The organism is Proteiniphilum sp. (assembly GCF_034331125.1).
Classification (GTDB): Bacteria; Bacteroidota; Bacteroidia; order Bacteroidales; family Dysgonomonadaceae; genus Proteiniphilum; species Proteiniphilum saccharofermentans.
In genome coordinates, this window is the sequence record NZ_JAXQGC010000045.1 from 1 (window position 1) to 16878 (window position 16878).

Sequence of the window (16878 nt, forward strand, 5' to 3'; positions counted from 1 at the left end):
CGACTTATAGTCGAAAACTAACCTATGGATTTCCAATCCATAGTGGTTCAGTTTTAGTTTGTTTTGTCTGATTTATTCACTACTGAAGTGTTGAATTAGGGGCCGGTTTAGCAACCCATTTTAGTAGATGGCCTCTTCTACGCCGGGCCACTGGCTCTGATCCCATGAGAGCCGGAAAATACGCAGTTTGGACCGCCCTTCGTCGTTAGCATCGTATCCATGGAATACAAGATAATCTTCACCGTCGAAACTGACGACCGCATTATGTCCCACACCATGCCAGTTTTCATCCCCTTCCATCAGGATTGTCCCCCCACCAAAAAGGAGATCTTTTCCCTCTTTGTCATAATAGGGCCCATCGATCTTGTCTGACCTTCCATATATCATCTTGTAAGTGCTTTCCACTCCCTTACAACAATAATCTATGGATGCAAACAGGTAGTAGTGGTTGTCTTTCCTGAAAACGAAAGGGGCCTCTATGGCATTACCACCGGCATCCACAGGATTATCATCGATCGCAGGCGGATTTTCCCTTTGCCTCTCTTTTTTGCGTGAGGCAATGGTAACCGGCTCTTCACCCGGATAACAGGATTTGAGGTCATCGGTAAGCCTGACCATCTGCAGTCCATCCCAGAACGAACCGAAAAACAGGTAAGGAACTCCGTTTTCATCAAAAATAAGATTGGGATCGATTGCATTCCAATTATCGACATCGGGCGTAGAGCAGATAACGGCTCCGTGATCTACCCACTCAAAATCGGGATCATCGGGATGAAGCGTTTTGTTGGTCACCACGCCCATGCAGGATGTATTTTTCCCAAAGGCTGATACCGAATAGTAGAGATAATACAATCCGTTATGGTAGCTGATATCCGGTGCCCAGGTATGTCCCCGGTAAGTAGGTACAGCATCGACAGCCCACTGAGGTGCTTCTGCAAATACCGCTTTCTCCCGTTTCCATGTTTTCATGTCGGTCGATGACCAGACAGCGATACCCCTACCTGTAGTGAAGAGGTAGTAGGTATCGTCTTGTTTGGCCATTACCGGGTCATGTACTCCGATCCTTTCCGGTAATTGGTCTGCAGCTTTACCCTGCGGTAAAAAAACAAAGAGGAAAAATACAAATGGAAGAAAGAAGGTATTTCTCTCCATAGATTGGAAATTAATTATTTTTACTGCAGCGCTTTATTCAATAAATAGTAAACTTCATTGACTTTAAGTTCGAACTTGAAGTTGTTGATAGTTGTATCTTTATCGATAGTAACCAGCTCGATACCGGCTATTTCGGCATAATCTTCCAGCATTTCGGTGGTCACTGAAAAAGAGAAACTGGTGTGATGCGTTCCTCCGGCCAATATCCATGCACCGGCTCCGACCTCCAGGTTAGGCATTGGCTTCCATAATGCGCAGGCAACCGGCAATTTGGGTAAAGCTTGCGGTTTTACCACTTCCACCTCATTGACAATCATGCGGAATCGGTTACCCATATCCACGATAGTGGCAGCCACCCCTTTACCTTCATGTGCCTGGAATACCAGACGGGCACAGGTACGGGCATCACCTATCCCAAGGAAATGCACTTCAATGCGTGGTTTGGTTCCTGTAATATCGGGATTGATCTCGAGCATGTGTGATTGCAGGATGGTACTGTTCTCCCCATCGAAATTCAGGGTATAATCTTCGAGGAACGATTGTCCACCGGGTAAACCCTGGCCCATTACCCACATGGTACGTACAAGGGCAGCAGTTTTCCAGTCGCCTTCAGCCCCAAATCCATAACCTTCGGCCATCAGTCGTTGGGAAGCGAATCCCATCAACTGTTTCATGCCTTCCAACTCGTTAAAGCTGGTTGTAAAAGCCTTGGCACCCTTATCCTGAAGGAAACGGCGCAAGCCTATTTCCTGTGCCGCGGCATCGCGTACAAACTGATGTTTTTCGGCACCTTTCCTGCAATCTTCGGCAAAGTCGTATAGTTGTTCGTATTCGGAAACTAGAGCATCGATTTCGGCTTCCGTAACTGCTTCCACATACGGAACCAAGGTCGCGATAGGTGCATTGTCGACATGGTATCCCAGACGTATCTCCGCTTCCACCTTGTCTCCGTCCGTTACAGCCACATTGTTCATATTATCTCCAAAGCGGATGATCAACATCCCCTGAGCGTCAGCCCAACCGGCACAAACCCGCATCCATGACGCGATTTTCCGCAGTGTTTCTTCATCTTTCCAATAGCCGACCACGACTTTGCGGGGCATTCGCAAACGGCTTGTAATATGTCCAAATTCACGGTCGCCGTGTGCTGACTGGTTCAGGTTCATGAAATCCATGTCGATCTCATTCCAGGGTATCTCCTTGTTAAACTGGGTATGCAGATGCATTAACGGTTTCCTGAAGTTTTGTAAACCCCTGATCCACATCTTGGCAGGAGAAAAAGTGTGCATCCAGGTGATCACCCCGATACATGTTGGGTCCGTATTGGCTTCCTTGAACACTTTCTCCACTTCGGGTGATGAGTTGGCAGTCCCTTTATAAACCACCTTTGCGGGGAGTAGTCCCGCGTCATTCAGCCCTTTGACCATTTTTTCCGAATGGGCATTTACGGTTACCACCGCGTCGCCCCCGTACAGGAGTTGCGCTCCTGTGACAAACCATACTTCCTGATCTTTGAATTGCATAATATTGAACGTTTATGAGTTATGAATTAAAAATTAAAAGTTAAGAATTAAAAATTAAGAGTTATGAAATCTTGAATTTTGAATCTGAAATATTATTTCTGTCCGTAATATGCTCCGGGTCCGTGTTTCCTGAAGAAATGCTTTTGAATCAGCAATTCGTTCATGGTGAGGGTGGGGTTGACCTGATAGGCGATAAAGGCCATTTTTGCCACCTGTTCCATTACGACGGCATTATGAACTGCCTCGTGCGGATCCTTTCCCCAGGAGAAAGGCCCGTGATTTTTCACCAGTACGCCGGGGATATGGGCCGGGTTGAGTTCACTGAAACGCTCGATAATAACGGCACCGGTCTCTTTTTCATACTCGCCTTTCACCTCGGGCTCAGTCATATCGCGGGTACAGGGTATATCCCCGCTGAAGTAATCGGCATGGGTGGTACCTATGTTGGGGATGTCACATCCGGCCTGTGCCCACGCAGTGGCATAGGTTGAATGGGTATGCACAATTCCACCTATGGAAGGGAATGCTTTGTATAATTCCACATGGGTGGGTGTGTCGGATGAAGGTTTCAGTTTCCCTTCCACTATGTTGCCCTCCAAATCCACGACTACCATATCTTCGGCTTTCATGTCGTCGTACGACACCCCGGAGGGTTTGATAACCACCCATCCTTTTTCCCGGTCGATACCGCTTACATTTCCCCAGGTAAAGATCACCAGACCGTGTTTTACCAGATCCAGGTTAGCCTGGAATACCTGCTGCTTCAGTTCTTGTATGCTCATTGCTGTTTTTTAATTTACTTTACTTAAATTTTGTATGTAAATTTGAAATGTATATGACTGAATCAGAGACCTTTAGATGTTTTATGGGGTACCCATAACTCGCAATGAGCGTTAAAAGAGTAGCTGTTTGAGCGAAGCGAGTTCTACTCTTTTAGAGAATGCGAGTTGAAATGGGTCACAAAACATTGTCAGACGAATGATTTAGTCACAAGTTACATAATTTATTGAAGTTCGATCAATACCACCGATTTAGGCGGCAATACCACCGAAAGACCGCTATTGGAGAGCGAAGCGCCTTTGAAGTCACTCACCGTTACTTTAGACGGTTGCTCAAAAGAATTGTAATCGTTTATCTTTGCGGAGGTAAGCATTTTACCACTTACCTTCTTTGCCGATGCACCAACCAACTGTGTTGAGATACGTTGTTCATTGTTAGGATCGGCATTTACCAGCGTGATATGAATTTTACCCCCGGCATTTTTAGAAGCGGAAACGCTTACCGCGTCTATCTCTTTGTCTCCCTGACGGTATTTGTTCCCGGTAAAGGATATGGGCAGGCGCGTGGCATCCTGATGCACCTTAAAGAGATGGAACACCCAATAGGTAGGAGTAAGTATCATCTTTTCCTCGTCCGTAAGTATCACAGCCTGCAACACGTTCACAGTCTGTGCCAGATTCGCCATCTGTACCCGCTCACTGTGGTTGTTGAAAATGTTCAGGTTGATACCCGCTACGATGGCATCGCGCAAGGTGTTCTGCTGATAGAGAAAACCAGGGTTAGTACCGGGCTCCACATTATACCATGTGCCCCATTCATCAATAATCATTCCTACTCTCTTTTGCGGGTCGTAACGGTCCATGATGGCCGAATGTTTGGTGATCAGCTCGTCCATGAACAGTGTTTTTTCGATAGTAGTGAAATATTCCTCTTCATCGAAATTGGTTGCTGAACCTTTATCACCCCAATTCCTGGGCACAGTATAATAGTGCAGAGATAAACCCTGCATATGGCGGGCGGCGTTCTTCATCACAGTCTCCGTCCAGTTATAATCACCCCCGTTAGCACCGCAGGCAATCCGGTAAAGACGGTTGTCGCCGTAATTGCGGCAATAGGTGGCGTAATGGCGATACAGGTCGGAATAGTAGTCGGGAGTCATATTGCCACCACAGCCCCAGCTTTCGTTCCCGACACCCCAGAATTTCACTTTCCAGGGTTCTTCACGACCGTTCTTGCGCCGCAAATTAGCCATTGGGCTTTCACCGTCGAAAGTGATGTATTCGATCCATTTTGACATCTCCTCTACTGTGCCGCTGCCTACATTTCCGCTGATATAGGGTTCTGCGTCGAGTTGTTCGCACAGGTCGAGAAACTCGTGGGTACCGAAACTGTTATCTTCCACAACGCCTCCCCAGTGGGTGTTAATCATCTTGGGTCGCTCCTCGCGAGGTCCGATGCCATCCATCCAGTGGTACTCGTCGGCAAAACATCCTCCCGGCCAACGCAAGTTAGGGATGCTGATGTCTTTCAACGCCTGCACCACGTCGTCACGGATACCACGGGTGTTTGGAATAGAGGAATCTTCGCCTACCCAGTATCCCCCGTAGATACAGCGTCCCAGATGTTCGGAAAAGTGGCCGTAGATATGCCGGTTGATGGTGTTCTGTTCACGGTCGGCCTCGATGATCAATCGGTTCTGGGCCGAGATTGATATACTACCGATAAGCAGTAGTAGTGCCACTTGGAATGTTCTTTTTGATTTCATGAGTCTCTGCTTTTTTATTGTTTATGTTCATCTGATTTTATGTAAGATATAAGTCATAAAGGTCTCGTTTACAGAACACGGCAACAGTCATTTTTCAGATAACAGACAAATAAGCGTAAAGTTAATACTTATTATTTTATTACCTATATTGTCAATCTGATTAGTAATTATTATATCGCATAATTCTTAATCCTAAGTGAGATCGTATATAGATATCACAAAAATAAAAAGCCAGTGATCTCCTAAGGTGGACAAATGACCATTTAAAGAGGAAATTCAGCTTAAAACAGGAAATAACAGTTTTTTTACGGTTTATCTTCATCATTATCGATTAATCTACTTGGAGTTATGTTGAAATGTCTGGAAAAGCAACGGGTAAAATATTTCGGATCGTTGAATCCCACATCATAAGCTATATCTGAAATGTTTTTATTCTTTGTTTTCTTATTATGGAGGATCTGGCTGTAAGCTATATTGAGTCTGTAAACCCTTATGAATTCCCCTGATGATCTGCCACTTAGTGCATTCAGTTTGTTATTGAGAAGAGATTTACTCATTCCCATTGCTTTTACAAAATCTCCTGCCGAGAAATCCGGATTCTGATAATTATCCTTCATCACCTCTAATACGCGATCCATAAACTTTTTATCATGCGACTCCTCATCCATCTCTAAAATATCAGTACTCATCTTTTCGGAGAACAATTGCTGATAGCGTTGCCGTGCCTTCAGGATATTCCTGATACGGGTTATCAGCATCTCCTCATCGAATGGTTTTATAATATAGGAATCCACACCCACACGGTAGCTATCGAGCTGGGCTGTTTCAGATGATTTGGCTGTAAGCATCAGGAAGGGGATATGTGAGGTGGACATCTTCTCTTTCACCCTTTTCGACAGTTCTATGCCATCCATCTCCGGCATCATCAGATCGCTGATGATAAAATCGACATGATGGCTGTCGAGTATTGTAAGCGCTTCAACGCCATGGGTGGCTTTGAGTGTATTATAGCTGGAGGAAAGGATAGAACAGATGTAATTTCTCATATCGTGATTGTCTTCGACCACTAAAAACGTCAATCTCCCTTTCTGTTTGTTTTCCCGTTTTTCTGTCGATTGCCCTGTTTCGGAATCACTGCGTTTATCGACCATTTGATGGTCTGTCCCGCCCGATTGCGGGTTTGATCTGTATAGCGGGAGAAGGATCCGGAATGTACATCCCGCTTTTTTATTATTTTTAACCCATATAGATCCCCCTAAGAGTTGGATAAGCTGTTTGCACAGATATAACCCGATCCCTGTACTACTTTGCCCATATACCGGAAATATGGTGCGATGACGGGATTGATAAAAGCGCTTGAAAATTTTTCCCAGATCTTCTTCCGGGATACCTGCTCCTGAATCCTTTACAGCAATGTATAATTTTTCTTCGTCCGTTTTCCTGTCATGGACCGGCCTTACATAGACCGTTATGTTACCTCCATTGGGTGTATATTTGATGGCATTCGACAACAGGTTTATCAATATTTTATGCAGGGACTCACTGTCGAAAAAAAACAGCGGGTCGGACAGTGAAAACCGTCTCAACAGAGATATATCCCGATCTTGTACCTGTGGTTCAAAAGAGGAGAGTATTGACTCTACGGAATGCAGAAAATTATCTTTAGCAAATGTTATCTCAATCTTTTTCGATTCCACTTTTTGAAAATCCATTAACTGATTCACAAGATTCAACAGGTATCTGGAATTTCTTTCCACGTAATTCAATTGTTCAATCACATGCGGATCGGAACTCAATCGTATGGCACGTTGGACAGGCCCTATGATCAACGTGATCGGAGTCCGGAATTCATGGGAAATATTGGTGAAAAATTCCAGTTTGTCCACATGCATCCTATGTACCTTCCGTGACATCTTTATCAATTGATTTTTTTGTTGGGTGATCTTTTCATTTTGCTGACTCAGGATCAGGTTTTGTTGAGATAATTCTTTCTTCTGCTCCACCAGTGTTTCTTTTTGCATTTCCAGTTCTTTGGTACGTTCATCCACGATTTGCTCAAGTACTTTCTGTTGTTCTTCGTAAGATCTTATATGGCGGAAGTACCATAGGAGGAAAGCAGAAATAAACAAAATCAGGACAACCAGTGCAAACCATGTTGTTTTGTAAAAATAAGGTTTGATATAAATTTGCAATGCGGTGATCTCTCCCAGGTCGATTTGATTTTTCGGTACATACTTTACCTGGAAAGTATAATTTCCCGGAGGCAGATTCATGTATCTTGCGGAGTGCATATTTTGTGGCAATTCAATCCATTTCTCTTCATATCCGGCCAGCCGGTATACGTATACGAAATTGGGCCTGGTGGTAAAATTCAGGGCAGAAAAATCAATTGAAAAGGATTTATACTTCTCATGCAAAGTAATTTTATTTATGCAGGAAATATCTTTTTCAATGATCTTTCCCGGGTAGATCTTTTCATTTTCCAGATAAAAATCAGTTAAGGTCACCCTGTAATTTACCGGTTCAGGATTCATCAGTGCCGGGTTGAGTGCTATCAGTCCGCTTAAAGTCCCGAAATATAGTGTGCCGTTTTTGGCTTTATGATAAGCATTCCAGTAGAATTGATTATTTTCGATCCCGTCATTCCTGAAAAAATTGATGAAACTCTCCTCTTCCCTGTTAAAACAAGAGAGTCCATGGCTGGTACTGATCCATAAATTCCCGAAATCGTCTTCCAATATACCTTTAACACTATTGTTCGCCAATCCGTCTGCGATATTGTATGATTGAAACGAATAAGTCCCGTCATGGTTCTCTATCCTTTTATAAAAACCGAAACCGTCGCTTCCAAGCCAAAGCACATTGTCTGAATCGAGGCAGAAGCATGTAATTTTCTCTACCAGGAAAGATTGCGGATCATCTAATTTATATCTGTAATGGTGAAAACCGAATTGGTCGTGGTTTCCACTGTTCAAGTCAACAGCATATACACCTTCCTGACTTCCCACCCACAAAACCCCTTTATCATCCTTTGCCATCCCGATAATACCCTGGATATTGGCAAAAGTATCAATGGGAGCCGGAATAATCAGATTGTCATTATCCAGATCATAGAAATATAATCCCTGATTAGAGCCAATCCACATGACATTGTTGATATCATCATAAAAAAGACCGCCGATCAGGTCGATCAGGAGTTCGGGGTATTTACCGGAGTTGATATAGATGGATGAGGGTTTAAACGGATTATCTTTATCAATAACTGAAATACCATATCCCCAGGTACCTACCCATAGCCGGTTCTTATTGTCAATACTTAAAGCACTTACGGAATTATGGCTAAGACGGGTAGAAGAAGAATCCGTGAAATGAGAGAATGTTTCCTCTCCCTCCTTTTTCAGATTCAATCCCCCTTCAACAGTACCGACCCACAGGTTCTGTTTTTCGTCTTCTAATATCACATTGACCGGATTTTGTGAGATGCTTCCCCTTTCATTATTCCTATGGGAATAGCTTTTTATGTCCAATGTGTTAGAATTGATCTTATTGACACCTCCTGTCTCGGTGCCGCACCATACGCTGCTCCCGTCATAATAGATCCGACTGATAAAATTACTGTTGAGTCCGTTTATGCTGCCGGAACTTTCGGAGAACACCTGCTCAAAACCGTCTGTCATAGGGCTATAGATGTTTATTCCCTTTAATGTTCCGATTATTACCTGATTAGTTTCGGTTAATGCCAGATCAGAAATATAATTATGCGATAAGGAGGTGGGATCCGAAGGATTATTCTCATACACCTTTACAGCGTCTTCATTCCTGTAGTATCTGTACAAACCGTGTACGGTTCCGATCCAGACTTCATTCTTGTCAGGAAGAAATTTCGTCAGGATACTATTGCTTCTGAATTTCAGGTTTTTTGATATGGGAACCGCTCTCAAATTATGATTATTATGGGTGTATAGTTTATATATGTTATCGTTATATCCCGCCCAGATATTACCGTCTCCGTCCACATCGTTCATCGCTATATAGCGTACCGATTGCAGATTTTCAGGAAGCCTGAATATATCAGCTATCCCTCCCTTTTGATTGAGATGTATTTTATAGATATATCCTGATAACAGCCAGATATTTCCTTTATTGTCTTTTATGATATTCTTTACCGGATTTTTCAAAAATGCTGTCATTTCAGGATCAATCTCTTCGAACAAATTCACCAACTCTGAATTCTCAAGATCCAGAATATCCAATCCGCCGTCAGATGCGATCCACAACCTGTTGAAATTATCTTCGTATACCCTGTGTACAGAATTCCCCTTCAGTGTAACCGGAGAAGTTTCCATCTGGTAATTCGTAAAAGAAAAACCATCATAGCGTGACAATCCGCCGCCGGTAGAGAACCAGATAAAACCTCTGTTATCTTTGTAGATATCATCTATATAATTATGCAATAGCCCATCTTCCATAGTGAGATAAGAGATATTACAATTGTCTCCGGACAATTGTAAATGCTGTGCATGGAAGGAGAGAGGGAGCAACAGGCATACAGATAATAACTGGCGCTTCATGGATCGGGGATACTTCTTTAATTTTTCAATATCATTCCACTCCCGGATTGTATTTCCAATGTGATTTCACCGTCCTTCCTGATATTTACCTGTTTTAATTGTGGAGAACGGTCTTCTCTGTCAGAGTATATATCCACTTTCGTGTCAGAGAACATCGGAAGTTTCACCTTCAGTTTCTTTGTTTCTTTTTCGGCATTGATGGCTGCCACATACCACTGCTCGGCGTAACGACGGGCCAGTATTACATACTTCCCGGGATAACCGTCGATAAACACTGTCTCATCCCAGAGGGTGGGCACCTCTTTCATAAAATCGATAACGAACGGGGGATATTCGACCAGGTTGTTGGGGGTAATGCCGAAATTCTGCACGGGCGTTTGAAAGAGTATGGCTGTGGCCAACTGGAAAGTTTCTGTGGTCCTTCGTTCGGTTCCTCCGTCGTTATTACGGTTGTGACGCTTGTTCAGTAAAACCGGCCCGAAATCCATGGACGCCACACTGTTCCGGATAAACGGATGCAAGGTTGCGTTATAGGCTTCGGTATCATTGGCATGTTGGGTGAAGATCAGATTTTCGGAAGCTAGCACTGCTTCACTTCCTGCGAAGTTTGGATACATCCGTTCCCATCCCCGCGGTAATGTACACCCGTGGAAGATCACCGCCAGACCGTAATCGTTGGCATCCGACAGGATATCTTCGTATAACTTCATGGTTTCCTGCTTGTCGCCGCCAAAGAAATCCACCTTTATCCCTTTCACACCGATACTTTTTAGCCAGGCCATCTCTTTCTTGCGGGCTACGGAAGTGTTCATCCTGTTTTTCGGTCCTTGTGGAGCATCGCTCCAGAATCCGTTAGAGTTATACCACAGGCAAATACCTACATTTTTAGAAGCAGCATACTGCGCCAGTTCTTCTATCTTTTCACGACCTATGCGGGTATCCCACCAGTTATCTATCAGTACCAGTTCATACCCCAATTCAGAAGAGAGATCGATGAATGTCTTCTGGTCTTCGTAGTTGATACTTCCGTCCTGCCAAAGCAACCAACTCCATGTAGAACGTCCAAACCCGTATTCTTTTGAAGGCTCATACAATGGTTCCACTACGTCGAACGCAATAGTGGTTTCAACGATCGGTTTCAAATTGTCACCCACCGTAATTGTACGCCAGGGTGTTTCACCCGGCAATGAAATCGCCGGTTTGGCACTGCCGATACCGTTATTTTCCCCCTCTTCGGGAAAGGCGATGGTGTAAAGCCCCTCTTTTGTTCCTTCACTCAGTTTTGATCCGCAGTACAGACTGCCGACACCGGTTTCTGAGATTAACGCCCAACCGTTATCCCCCACATGGAACAATCCCGGAAAAGTATATCCTACACCATATTTGGAAGGCGTGCCGACCGGTTCATCGGGTATATACTCCTCTTCGTAACTCGGTTTGGTGCGCATCCAACCGGTCATGGGTGTTGCCTGAGGTGTGAGAAATGTAGTGGTCTGTTGCGGAAATTTGAATCCTGTCAATTCTTTTTCAATGATGCAGCGGGCTGTCTCACCGTTCTGTGCTAATGCGTATTTGAACGCGATATCGTTGTTGCTGACCCGAAAAGTAACGGTAATCTTTTCTTCCTGCGGTGTCTGATAGGTACAGACCACCTCGTTTGCCAGATATTCCACACGGCTTTTCTTAATCTTAGGCTCACTGTATGTTTTATTAACAACCTGTTCTCTTTTTTCTACAAATGCCAGATCCTTACTAAAATCACTTACATTGGTGATCATTCCTAATGGAGAATCTTCCAGAATAACTTTCCCTTTATAGTTTACGTTGTAATTCAAAGTTCCTTCTTTCAGAAAAACCGAAACCTGCAGATTCTTATCCGGACTCACTATAATGAAATCATTGGCAGAGATGTACTGAAACAGGCAAGTCGTTAATAATACAGTCAATAATTCCTTCATGATGATAAATTACTATTATTTTCTCTCGCTTAATGAAATAGATTTATTGTGACAAAGTTAATAATAAGTGTAATAATGTACACTTATTATTATATGTTTAAAAACATAAAATCAAAAATATTCATTTTTGCCTCATACTAAGATTATTATATCAGGATGATCTTTTCATGATAATCGTATGCAACGGTATTACATATATTCAGATACAGGAGATTGGTGAAATATATTGTACCTTTGCGCAAAACATAAAAAAGAGATATTTTTAATGGCGCCGTTTTATATAGAACAAGAGAAGTTTTTACTATCAGTCGATTGTATAATACTTGGCTTTAAAAAAGGGAAATTGTATTTATTGATCTCGAAACGAAAATTCGAGCCGTTGAAAAACCAGGATACCCTGATGGGAGGATTCCTGCGTTCTGACGAAAATCTCGAGGATACTGTTTCGCGCGTACTATATGAATATACCGGCATTAAGGATGTTTATATGGAACAGGTGGGCACATATGGAAGTATCCATCGTGACGAAGGTGAGCGTGTGATTTCTGTCGCTTATTATGCCCTTATAAACCTTGAATTATTCGATGAGGAACTGTGTAAAAAACATAACGCCCGCTGGGAGGAGCTGGATAAAGTAGGTAAATTGATCTTCGACCATAATCAAATGCTGAGCGATACTATTGAAATACTGAGAAGAAAAGCAGCTACAAAGCCATTAGGTTTTAACCTGCTTCCCGAAAAATTCACCTTGCCGCAATTGCAATCTTTGTATGAAGCCATTTATCAGACTAAACTGGATAAACGCAATTTTCGTAAAAGGATTCTGGATATGGATATACTTGAGAAACAGCAGGACAAGGATAAATCAAACTCGAAACGGGGAGCATTCTATTATAAATTCAACAAGGAGAAATACGACCAGTTACTCCAGAAAGGATACTATTTCTCTTTGTGAAATAAGCATGAGAATTGTTCATACTCCGGAAACAGTTTTAATCATAAAAATTTATTTGAGTCTAAGTTCCTGAATGATTACCGGACCCAGCAAACCTGAGGGAACGACATCCCAATGGTCGAACAGGGTGGGTTTATATGTTATGCTTACAAAATTGATCTCGTGGAAAATACGCCAATCCACGTCCCGGCGGTCATAATCGGCGATTCGGTTTGCCGGAAGATTCGTCACCCCGATCTCTATGGTGTTTTCCCCGTCATGCAAGAACGAACCGATCATTGCCTCGAACGGTACGGCAAATAATGTACCTGCGTCTTTCCCGTTCACTCTTAGCCGGGCACTTTCCCGCACATCACCCAGAGAAATACGATATTCATGTCCGGGTTCTTTGGTGAAATTGAATGTCAAACGATAGTTTCCTGTACCCATATTCTTTTTCAGGAGGTCATTATTAATATTCGTCCATGAAATGAGCGTATCGAGATGAAACTGTTCGGTCACTGGCGGTTCACTCTCTTCGAAACTTAACTCCCAGCCATTGTTGAGCTCAATCTGTTTTCCCGTGGGTTGATAGTATGGCCATTCCCCGGTGGCGGTGTTCTTCCCGGAAAATGTTTTCAGGATAATGGATTCCCCGGGTTTGAGCTGCATGTACATCTGTGTTCTGCCATTATTTTGTCGTATGGTGGCCTGTCCCTTTCTCCCGGTCATCGGATCAAAGAATATAGCGCTTCCTGCCTTTACTCCCAGTGTTATCCATTCGTCGACGGTGTTATTGTTTAACATGGAGAAAAAGTAGATATGTCCGTTTTCATGCGAGCGCCGGATCAGTTGTCCGCCTTGTTCCGATACAAAAGTTTCTTCGTTTTCTTTCCATTTTGCAACCATTTCCCGGTAATCGGTTCCGGTAATAACGGTTCCTTTACCCAATGGACGGACAGACATGTTCTCGAAGGCCCTAACCTGTGGAAATTGGGACAGCGAGGTATTGAACCGCTCTCTCCTTTCCTTCAGCTGCGACAGTCCCGGGACATCGGAAGGATAATGTTCTGCGAAGATCACGGTTGCCCCTTGTTCTGTCAGTTTTTTTATCTGTTCCATTGTTTCAGCAGGGATATATTTTACAGCCGGCAATATCAGGGCTTTGTATGTTGTTCCTCCTTCTGTCTTCAGCAATCCGTTTTCAACGGAGGTTGTCCCGATGAAATGGTCGGAGATATAATCAAGATCGTAACCACATTCCATGATCTCTTCCACTGCATCGCAAAAATCAGGCAGTCTCTCCCGCATACCGTGAATGGCGAATGTGGTGAAATAGTGATCGCGTTGCGCTTCCCAGATATCATAGATAGGGAGATACAGCAGAAAATCGTTATCAGGCTTTCCGATTTGGAGGAATGATTGTATCCGTGCTATATAATTGAAAAAAGCGGGAGCATCTTTCCAGATGGTATTGGTGGGCGACATATCCACCGATGCATAGAATTTCCAACCCGGCCATGCGGCATCCTTAGGGGAATAGGTGGAGCCGTGGAAATAGACACGGTTTACCCCTGAGGTAAACATCTGATCGATCTCCGGTTTACATTGGGAGAGGGAAGTCCTGAAATGTTCGGTCAGCCAGGTGAATGTTTCGGAAGAGGTATAGGGCTTTCCTGCCACATGGGCTGCAGACGAAGCATATTTGAGGATAGTCGGGTCACTATCGTTCTCTTTACGGATGGAATCTTTCCTCAAATAGGGGATATCGAAATTGGTGATACCGAACGATTCGCATTCGGGTATATCTACAGATGCATAAAGATCCAGCAGGTTTGCCGGTGATCCGTGTGCCTGATTCCTTGTTTTTACTCCATGTGCGTGGGCCCATTCCGTCCATGTCAGCGTGAAATTCTCTTTCAGCAATTCTCCGATGGTTTCCCTGTAATCAGTAATGACTCGTGCGGAGATATCCGTCGCTCCGTTCGCCAGAAGTTCAGGGAAATAATCCTGCAGTTCGTATCCTCTCCTTTTTTCAAATTCGTCCAACAGTTCCGGTGTCCAGTCTGCGCCGTACACTTCATACGAATCGTTGAAGAAGGTATTGGGGAAAGGGGTATTGTTTTCGGCAAAAGCAGTATCGAATTTTCCGAGATAACGCATAACCGCCCTTTTATCGAAGTGGTTGATGACATAACCCTCTCCTCCCGGAGCAGCTCTCTTTACCTGTTGCCGTGTCTTTCCTAAAAACAGGGCAATCAGTTTATAATCTTTTCCCTGCGGAGCAAGCCAGTCAAGCTTCCCTTCCGCCGATACTTTATCCGTGATATCCACTTTCTCCCCATCCGGCGAGTATGCAATAAGTTTATCTAACCGGGCAAACGCTTTTTGCCTTTTGTCCCGCACCATGACCGGTTCATTGAGTGGTTGCCCTCCTTTGAGCCGGTATTCTTCAAATATAGCCATAGTTGCGGCATCTTCCAGGCTCACCTCGGGACCACCAAAAGGCCATCCTGTACCGTTATTCATATCTACACCCATTCCCAAACGGGTAGCTTCGGAGATAGTAAAATCGAGTATACTCATCCATTCAGGTGAGAGGTAGTCCAGATAATAGGCTTCACGGCCTTTTATACCGTAGATAGGGGTAATTTCCACACCTCCGATACCGGCTTTACTTAACGCTTCCAGATTGTATGCAAGGGTTACAGAGTCCACATCGTTTCCCATCCACCACCAACGTGTCCAGGGTTTACACTCGTTGGTTATCTCAGGCCAATCAGTGTCATATGCGGATCCTACAGAGGAAGAGCACCCCATCAATAAAAGCGGGAGTAATATCCCTATGACTACTGCTTTTTGTATCATTATCCTAACAATTTTGGAATGCCTGATCTCAAAGTTTTCTATTCCCCTCAGAGCTCTTCAGATTCATTGCGTATTATTAAACCATATCCAGCACACCGTTTGAATAATGCCATTCGGTGAGCGGACTTTTGAAACGTACATCTTTCCCCTTGGGTATCTCCACTGTACTATGATATACGGTACCGTCATCCACTCCCACAAATTGGGTTACGGGTTGCGCCAGGATATTGTCGGCTACAGCCCTTATTGCTTCTTCATCCGCTTTTGTCTGTGCATATGACGGTAGTACGATTGTAGAGGACAAGGCAAAGCATAAGGCTATATAAGAAATTGTCTTCATACGATTATTTTATTTTGAGAACCTGTTTTTCAGCTTGACAAGTACACTCTCTGACACTCTGAACGCCGTTCCATGCCTTATTCCGTCAGGAAAGGAGATAGAAACGGATACATCTTCCCAATGCTGCATATCTTTTGAACGTACAGCTCCATATTTTCCTTGCGTATATTTATCGAAGTAGACATACACATAATCCCCTACCAGAAGAGGTGCAGGCCCTTCCGCCCAATAATCACCGGTAATGGGTTCAGATACTTCAGTGGGAAAACCATACGGTTTTGTATGAGAAGTCACCCGGATGTTTTTTTCGGCAGGAGCCGAATTCTCATTTTTTACAAACAGATAGTACAGATCATCCTTTTCCAATATGGCTCCGTCTATCACACTAAAGCCAGGTTCAAAAAAGAGTCTGGTTTCACTGAATGTTTTGAAATCTTTGGTAGTTATATAGTACTGCCGGTGGTTAAGGCCTTTCTCACTTTCGGAGGTTGGTAGTTCGGGAAAGGCTCCGGGGATGGTGGATGCCCAGAAGATATAGAATGTTTTTTCTTTCCTATCGTAAAAAAGCTCAGGTGCCCAACTGTTCCTTGTCCCTTCAAATTTTCCCATCACCGGGATATTTTGTTGTTCAGACCAATGTATAAGATCCTGGGATGAGGCATAACCAATTCCCTGATCCCACCATCCAGTGGTCCACACCATGTGGAAAGTCCCCGATTCATCCTGGACGATACTTGGATCACGCATCAGTTTATCTTTTCCTATTTCGGGTTTCAGTAAAACAGAGTCGTCAAATAAAGCTTCCCATTTAAGCCCATCCTCACTGTAAGCCAAATGCAATCCGTCTCCATTCCCTTTAAAATAAGAGAACAAATAGACCTCTCTTTCGTTTTTCGAAATTTGATTGTTGTTACAAGCGCATAGGCACAATGTTACAAGCACTAATCCGATTAAATTTTTCATATTTACAATTGAAAGGTTTATAGT

10 protein-coding genes are annotated in these 16878 nt (G+C 43.7%); 1 reads left to right on the top strand and 9 read right to left on the bottom strand.

The window, feature by feature from the left end; all coding sequences use genetic code 11:
* Positions 1-120 precede the first annotated feature (120 nt).
* The 6 genes from U2P89_RS11055 to U2P89_RS11080 all read right to left on the bottom strand — a co-directional run bounded on the left by U2P89_RS11055 (position 121) and on the right by U2P89_RS11080 (position 11749).
* Positions 121-1152 carry an arabinan endo-1,5-alpha-L-arabinosidase gene (locus tag U2P89_RS11055; protein ID WP_322191422.1) on the bottom strand — a complete coding sequence of 344 codons (1032 nt, stop codon included), beginning with the start codon at positions 1150-1152 and terminating at the stop codon, positions 121-123.
* Positions 1153-1172: 20 nt separating this feature from the next.
* The gene (araA, locus tag U2P89_RS11060; RefSeq protein WP_322191423.1) at positions 1173-2675 is read right to left on the bottom strand and encodes an L-arabinose isomerase; all 1503 of its coding nucleotides are present in this window, start codon (positions 2673-2675) and stop codon (positions 1173-1175) included.
* A 92-nt stretch (positions 2676-2767) separates the two neighbouring features.
* A complete protein-coding gene (araD, locus tag U2P89_RS11065; RefSeq protein WP_322191424.1) occupies positions 2768-3457 on the bottom strand; it encodes an L-ribulose-5-phosphate 4-epimerase in 690 nt (229 codons plus the stop codon).
* A 221-nt stretch (positions 3458-3678) separates the two neighbouring features.
* The gene (locus U2P89_RS11070; protein WP_322191425.1) at positions 3679-5220 is read right to left on the bottom strand and encodes an alpha-N-arabinofuranosidase; all 1542 of its coding nucleotides are present in this window, start codon (positions 5218-5220) and stop codon (positions 3679-3681) included.
* Positions 5221-5525: 305 nt separating this feature from the next.
* Complete coding sequence (locus tag U2P89_RS11075) at positions 5526-9791, bottom strand: two-component regulator propeller domain-containing protein (protein WP_322191426.1); 4266 nt, start codon at positions 9789-9791, stop codon at positions 5526-5528.
* A 17-nt stretch (positions 9792-9808) separates the two neighbouring features.
* Positions 9809-11749, bottom strand: a complete 1941-nt coding sequence (locus tag U2P89_RS11080; RefSeq protein WP_322191427.1) for a glycoside hydrolase family 97 protein — start codon at positions 11747-11749, stop codon at positions 9809-9811.
* 265 nt (positions 11750-12014) lie between these two features.
* Here U2P89_RS11080 and U2P89_RS11085 point away from each other — a divergent pair, with 265 nt between their 5' ends.
* Positions 12015-12704: an NUDIX hydrolase gene (locus U2P89_RS11085; protein WP_313381047.1), complete on the top strand. Its 690-nt coding sequence runs from the start codon at positions 12015-12017 to the stop codon at positions 12702-12704.
* Positions 12705-12755: 51 nt separating this feature from the next.
* Here U2P89_RS11085 and U2P89_RS11090 read toward each other — a convergent pair whose 3' ends face one another.
* The 3 genes from U2P89_RS11090 to U2P89_RS11100 form a co-directional block, all read right to left on the bottom strand.
* A complete protein-coding gene (locus U2P89_RS11090) occupies positions 12756-15551 on the bottom strand; it encodes a glycosyl hydrolase (RefSeq protein ID WP_322191428.1) in 2796 nt (931 codons plus the stop codon).
* Between the two features lie 76 nt (positions 15552-15627).
* Complete coding sequence (locus U2P89_RS11095) at positions 15628-15891, bottom strand: hypothetical protein (protein ID WP_019537830.1); 264 nt, start codon at positions 15889-15891, stop codon at positions 15628-15630.
* Between the two features lie 9 nt (positions 15892-15900).
* Positions 15901-16854: a glycoside hydrolase family 43 protein gene (locus U2P89_RS11100; RefSeq protein WP_322191429.1), complete on the bottom strand. Its 954-nt coding sequence runs from the start codon at positions 16852-16854 to the stop codon at positions 15901-15903.
* Positions 16855-16878 lie beyond the last annotated feature (24 nt).

Excerpts from the sequence above, each read along its gene's own strand:
- U2P89_RS11055 (WP_322191422.1), bottom strand. The coding sequence starts at position 1,152 with ATGGAGAGAAATACCTTCTTTCTTCCATTTGTATTTTTCCTCTTTGTT.
- araA (WP_322191423.1), bottom strand. The coding sequence starts at position 2,675 with ATGCAATTCAAAGATCAGGAAGTATGGTTTGTCACAGGAGCGCAACTC.
- araD (WP_322191424.1), bottom strand. The coding sequence starts at position 3,457 with ATGAGCATACAAGAACTGAAGCAGCAGGTATTCCAGGCTAACCTGGAT.
- U2P89_RS11070 (WP_322191425.1), bottom strand. The coding sequence starts at position 5,220 with ATGAAATCAAAAAGAACATTCCAAGTGGCACTACTACTGCTTATCGGT.
- U2P89_RS11075 (WP_322191426.1), bottom strand. The coding sequence starts at position 9,791 with ATGAAGCGCCAGTTATTATCTGTATGCCTGTTGCTCCCTCTCTCCTTC.
- U2P89_RS11080 (WP_322191427.1), bottom strand. The coding sequence starts at position 11,749 with ATGAAGGAATTATTGACTGTATTATTAACGACTTGCCTGTTTCAGTAC.
- U2P89_RS11085 (WP_313381047.1), top strand. The coding sequence starts at position 12,015 with ATGGCGCCGTTTTATATAGAACAAGAGAAGTTTTTACTATCAGTCGAT.
- U2P89_RS11090 (WP_322191428.1), bottom strand. The coding sequence starts at position 15,551 with ATGATACAAAAAGCAGTAGTCATAGGGATATTACTCCCGCTTTTATTG.
- U2P89_RS11095 (WP_019537830.1), bottom strand. The coding sequence starts at position 15,891 with ATGAAGACAATTTCTTATATAGCCTTATGCTTTGCCTTGTCCTCTACA.
- U2P89_RS11100 (WP_322191429.1), bottom strand. The coding sequence starts at position 16,854 with ATGAAAAATTTAATCGGATTAGTGCTTGTAACATTGTGCCTATGCGCT.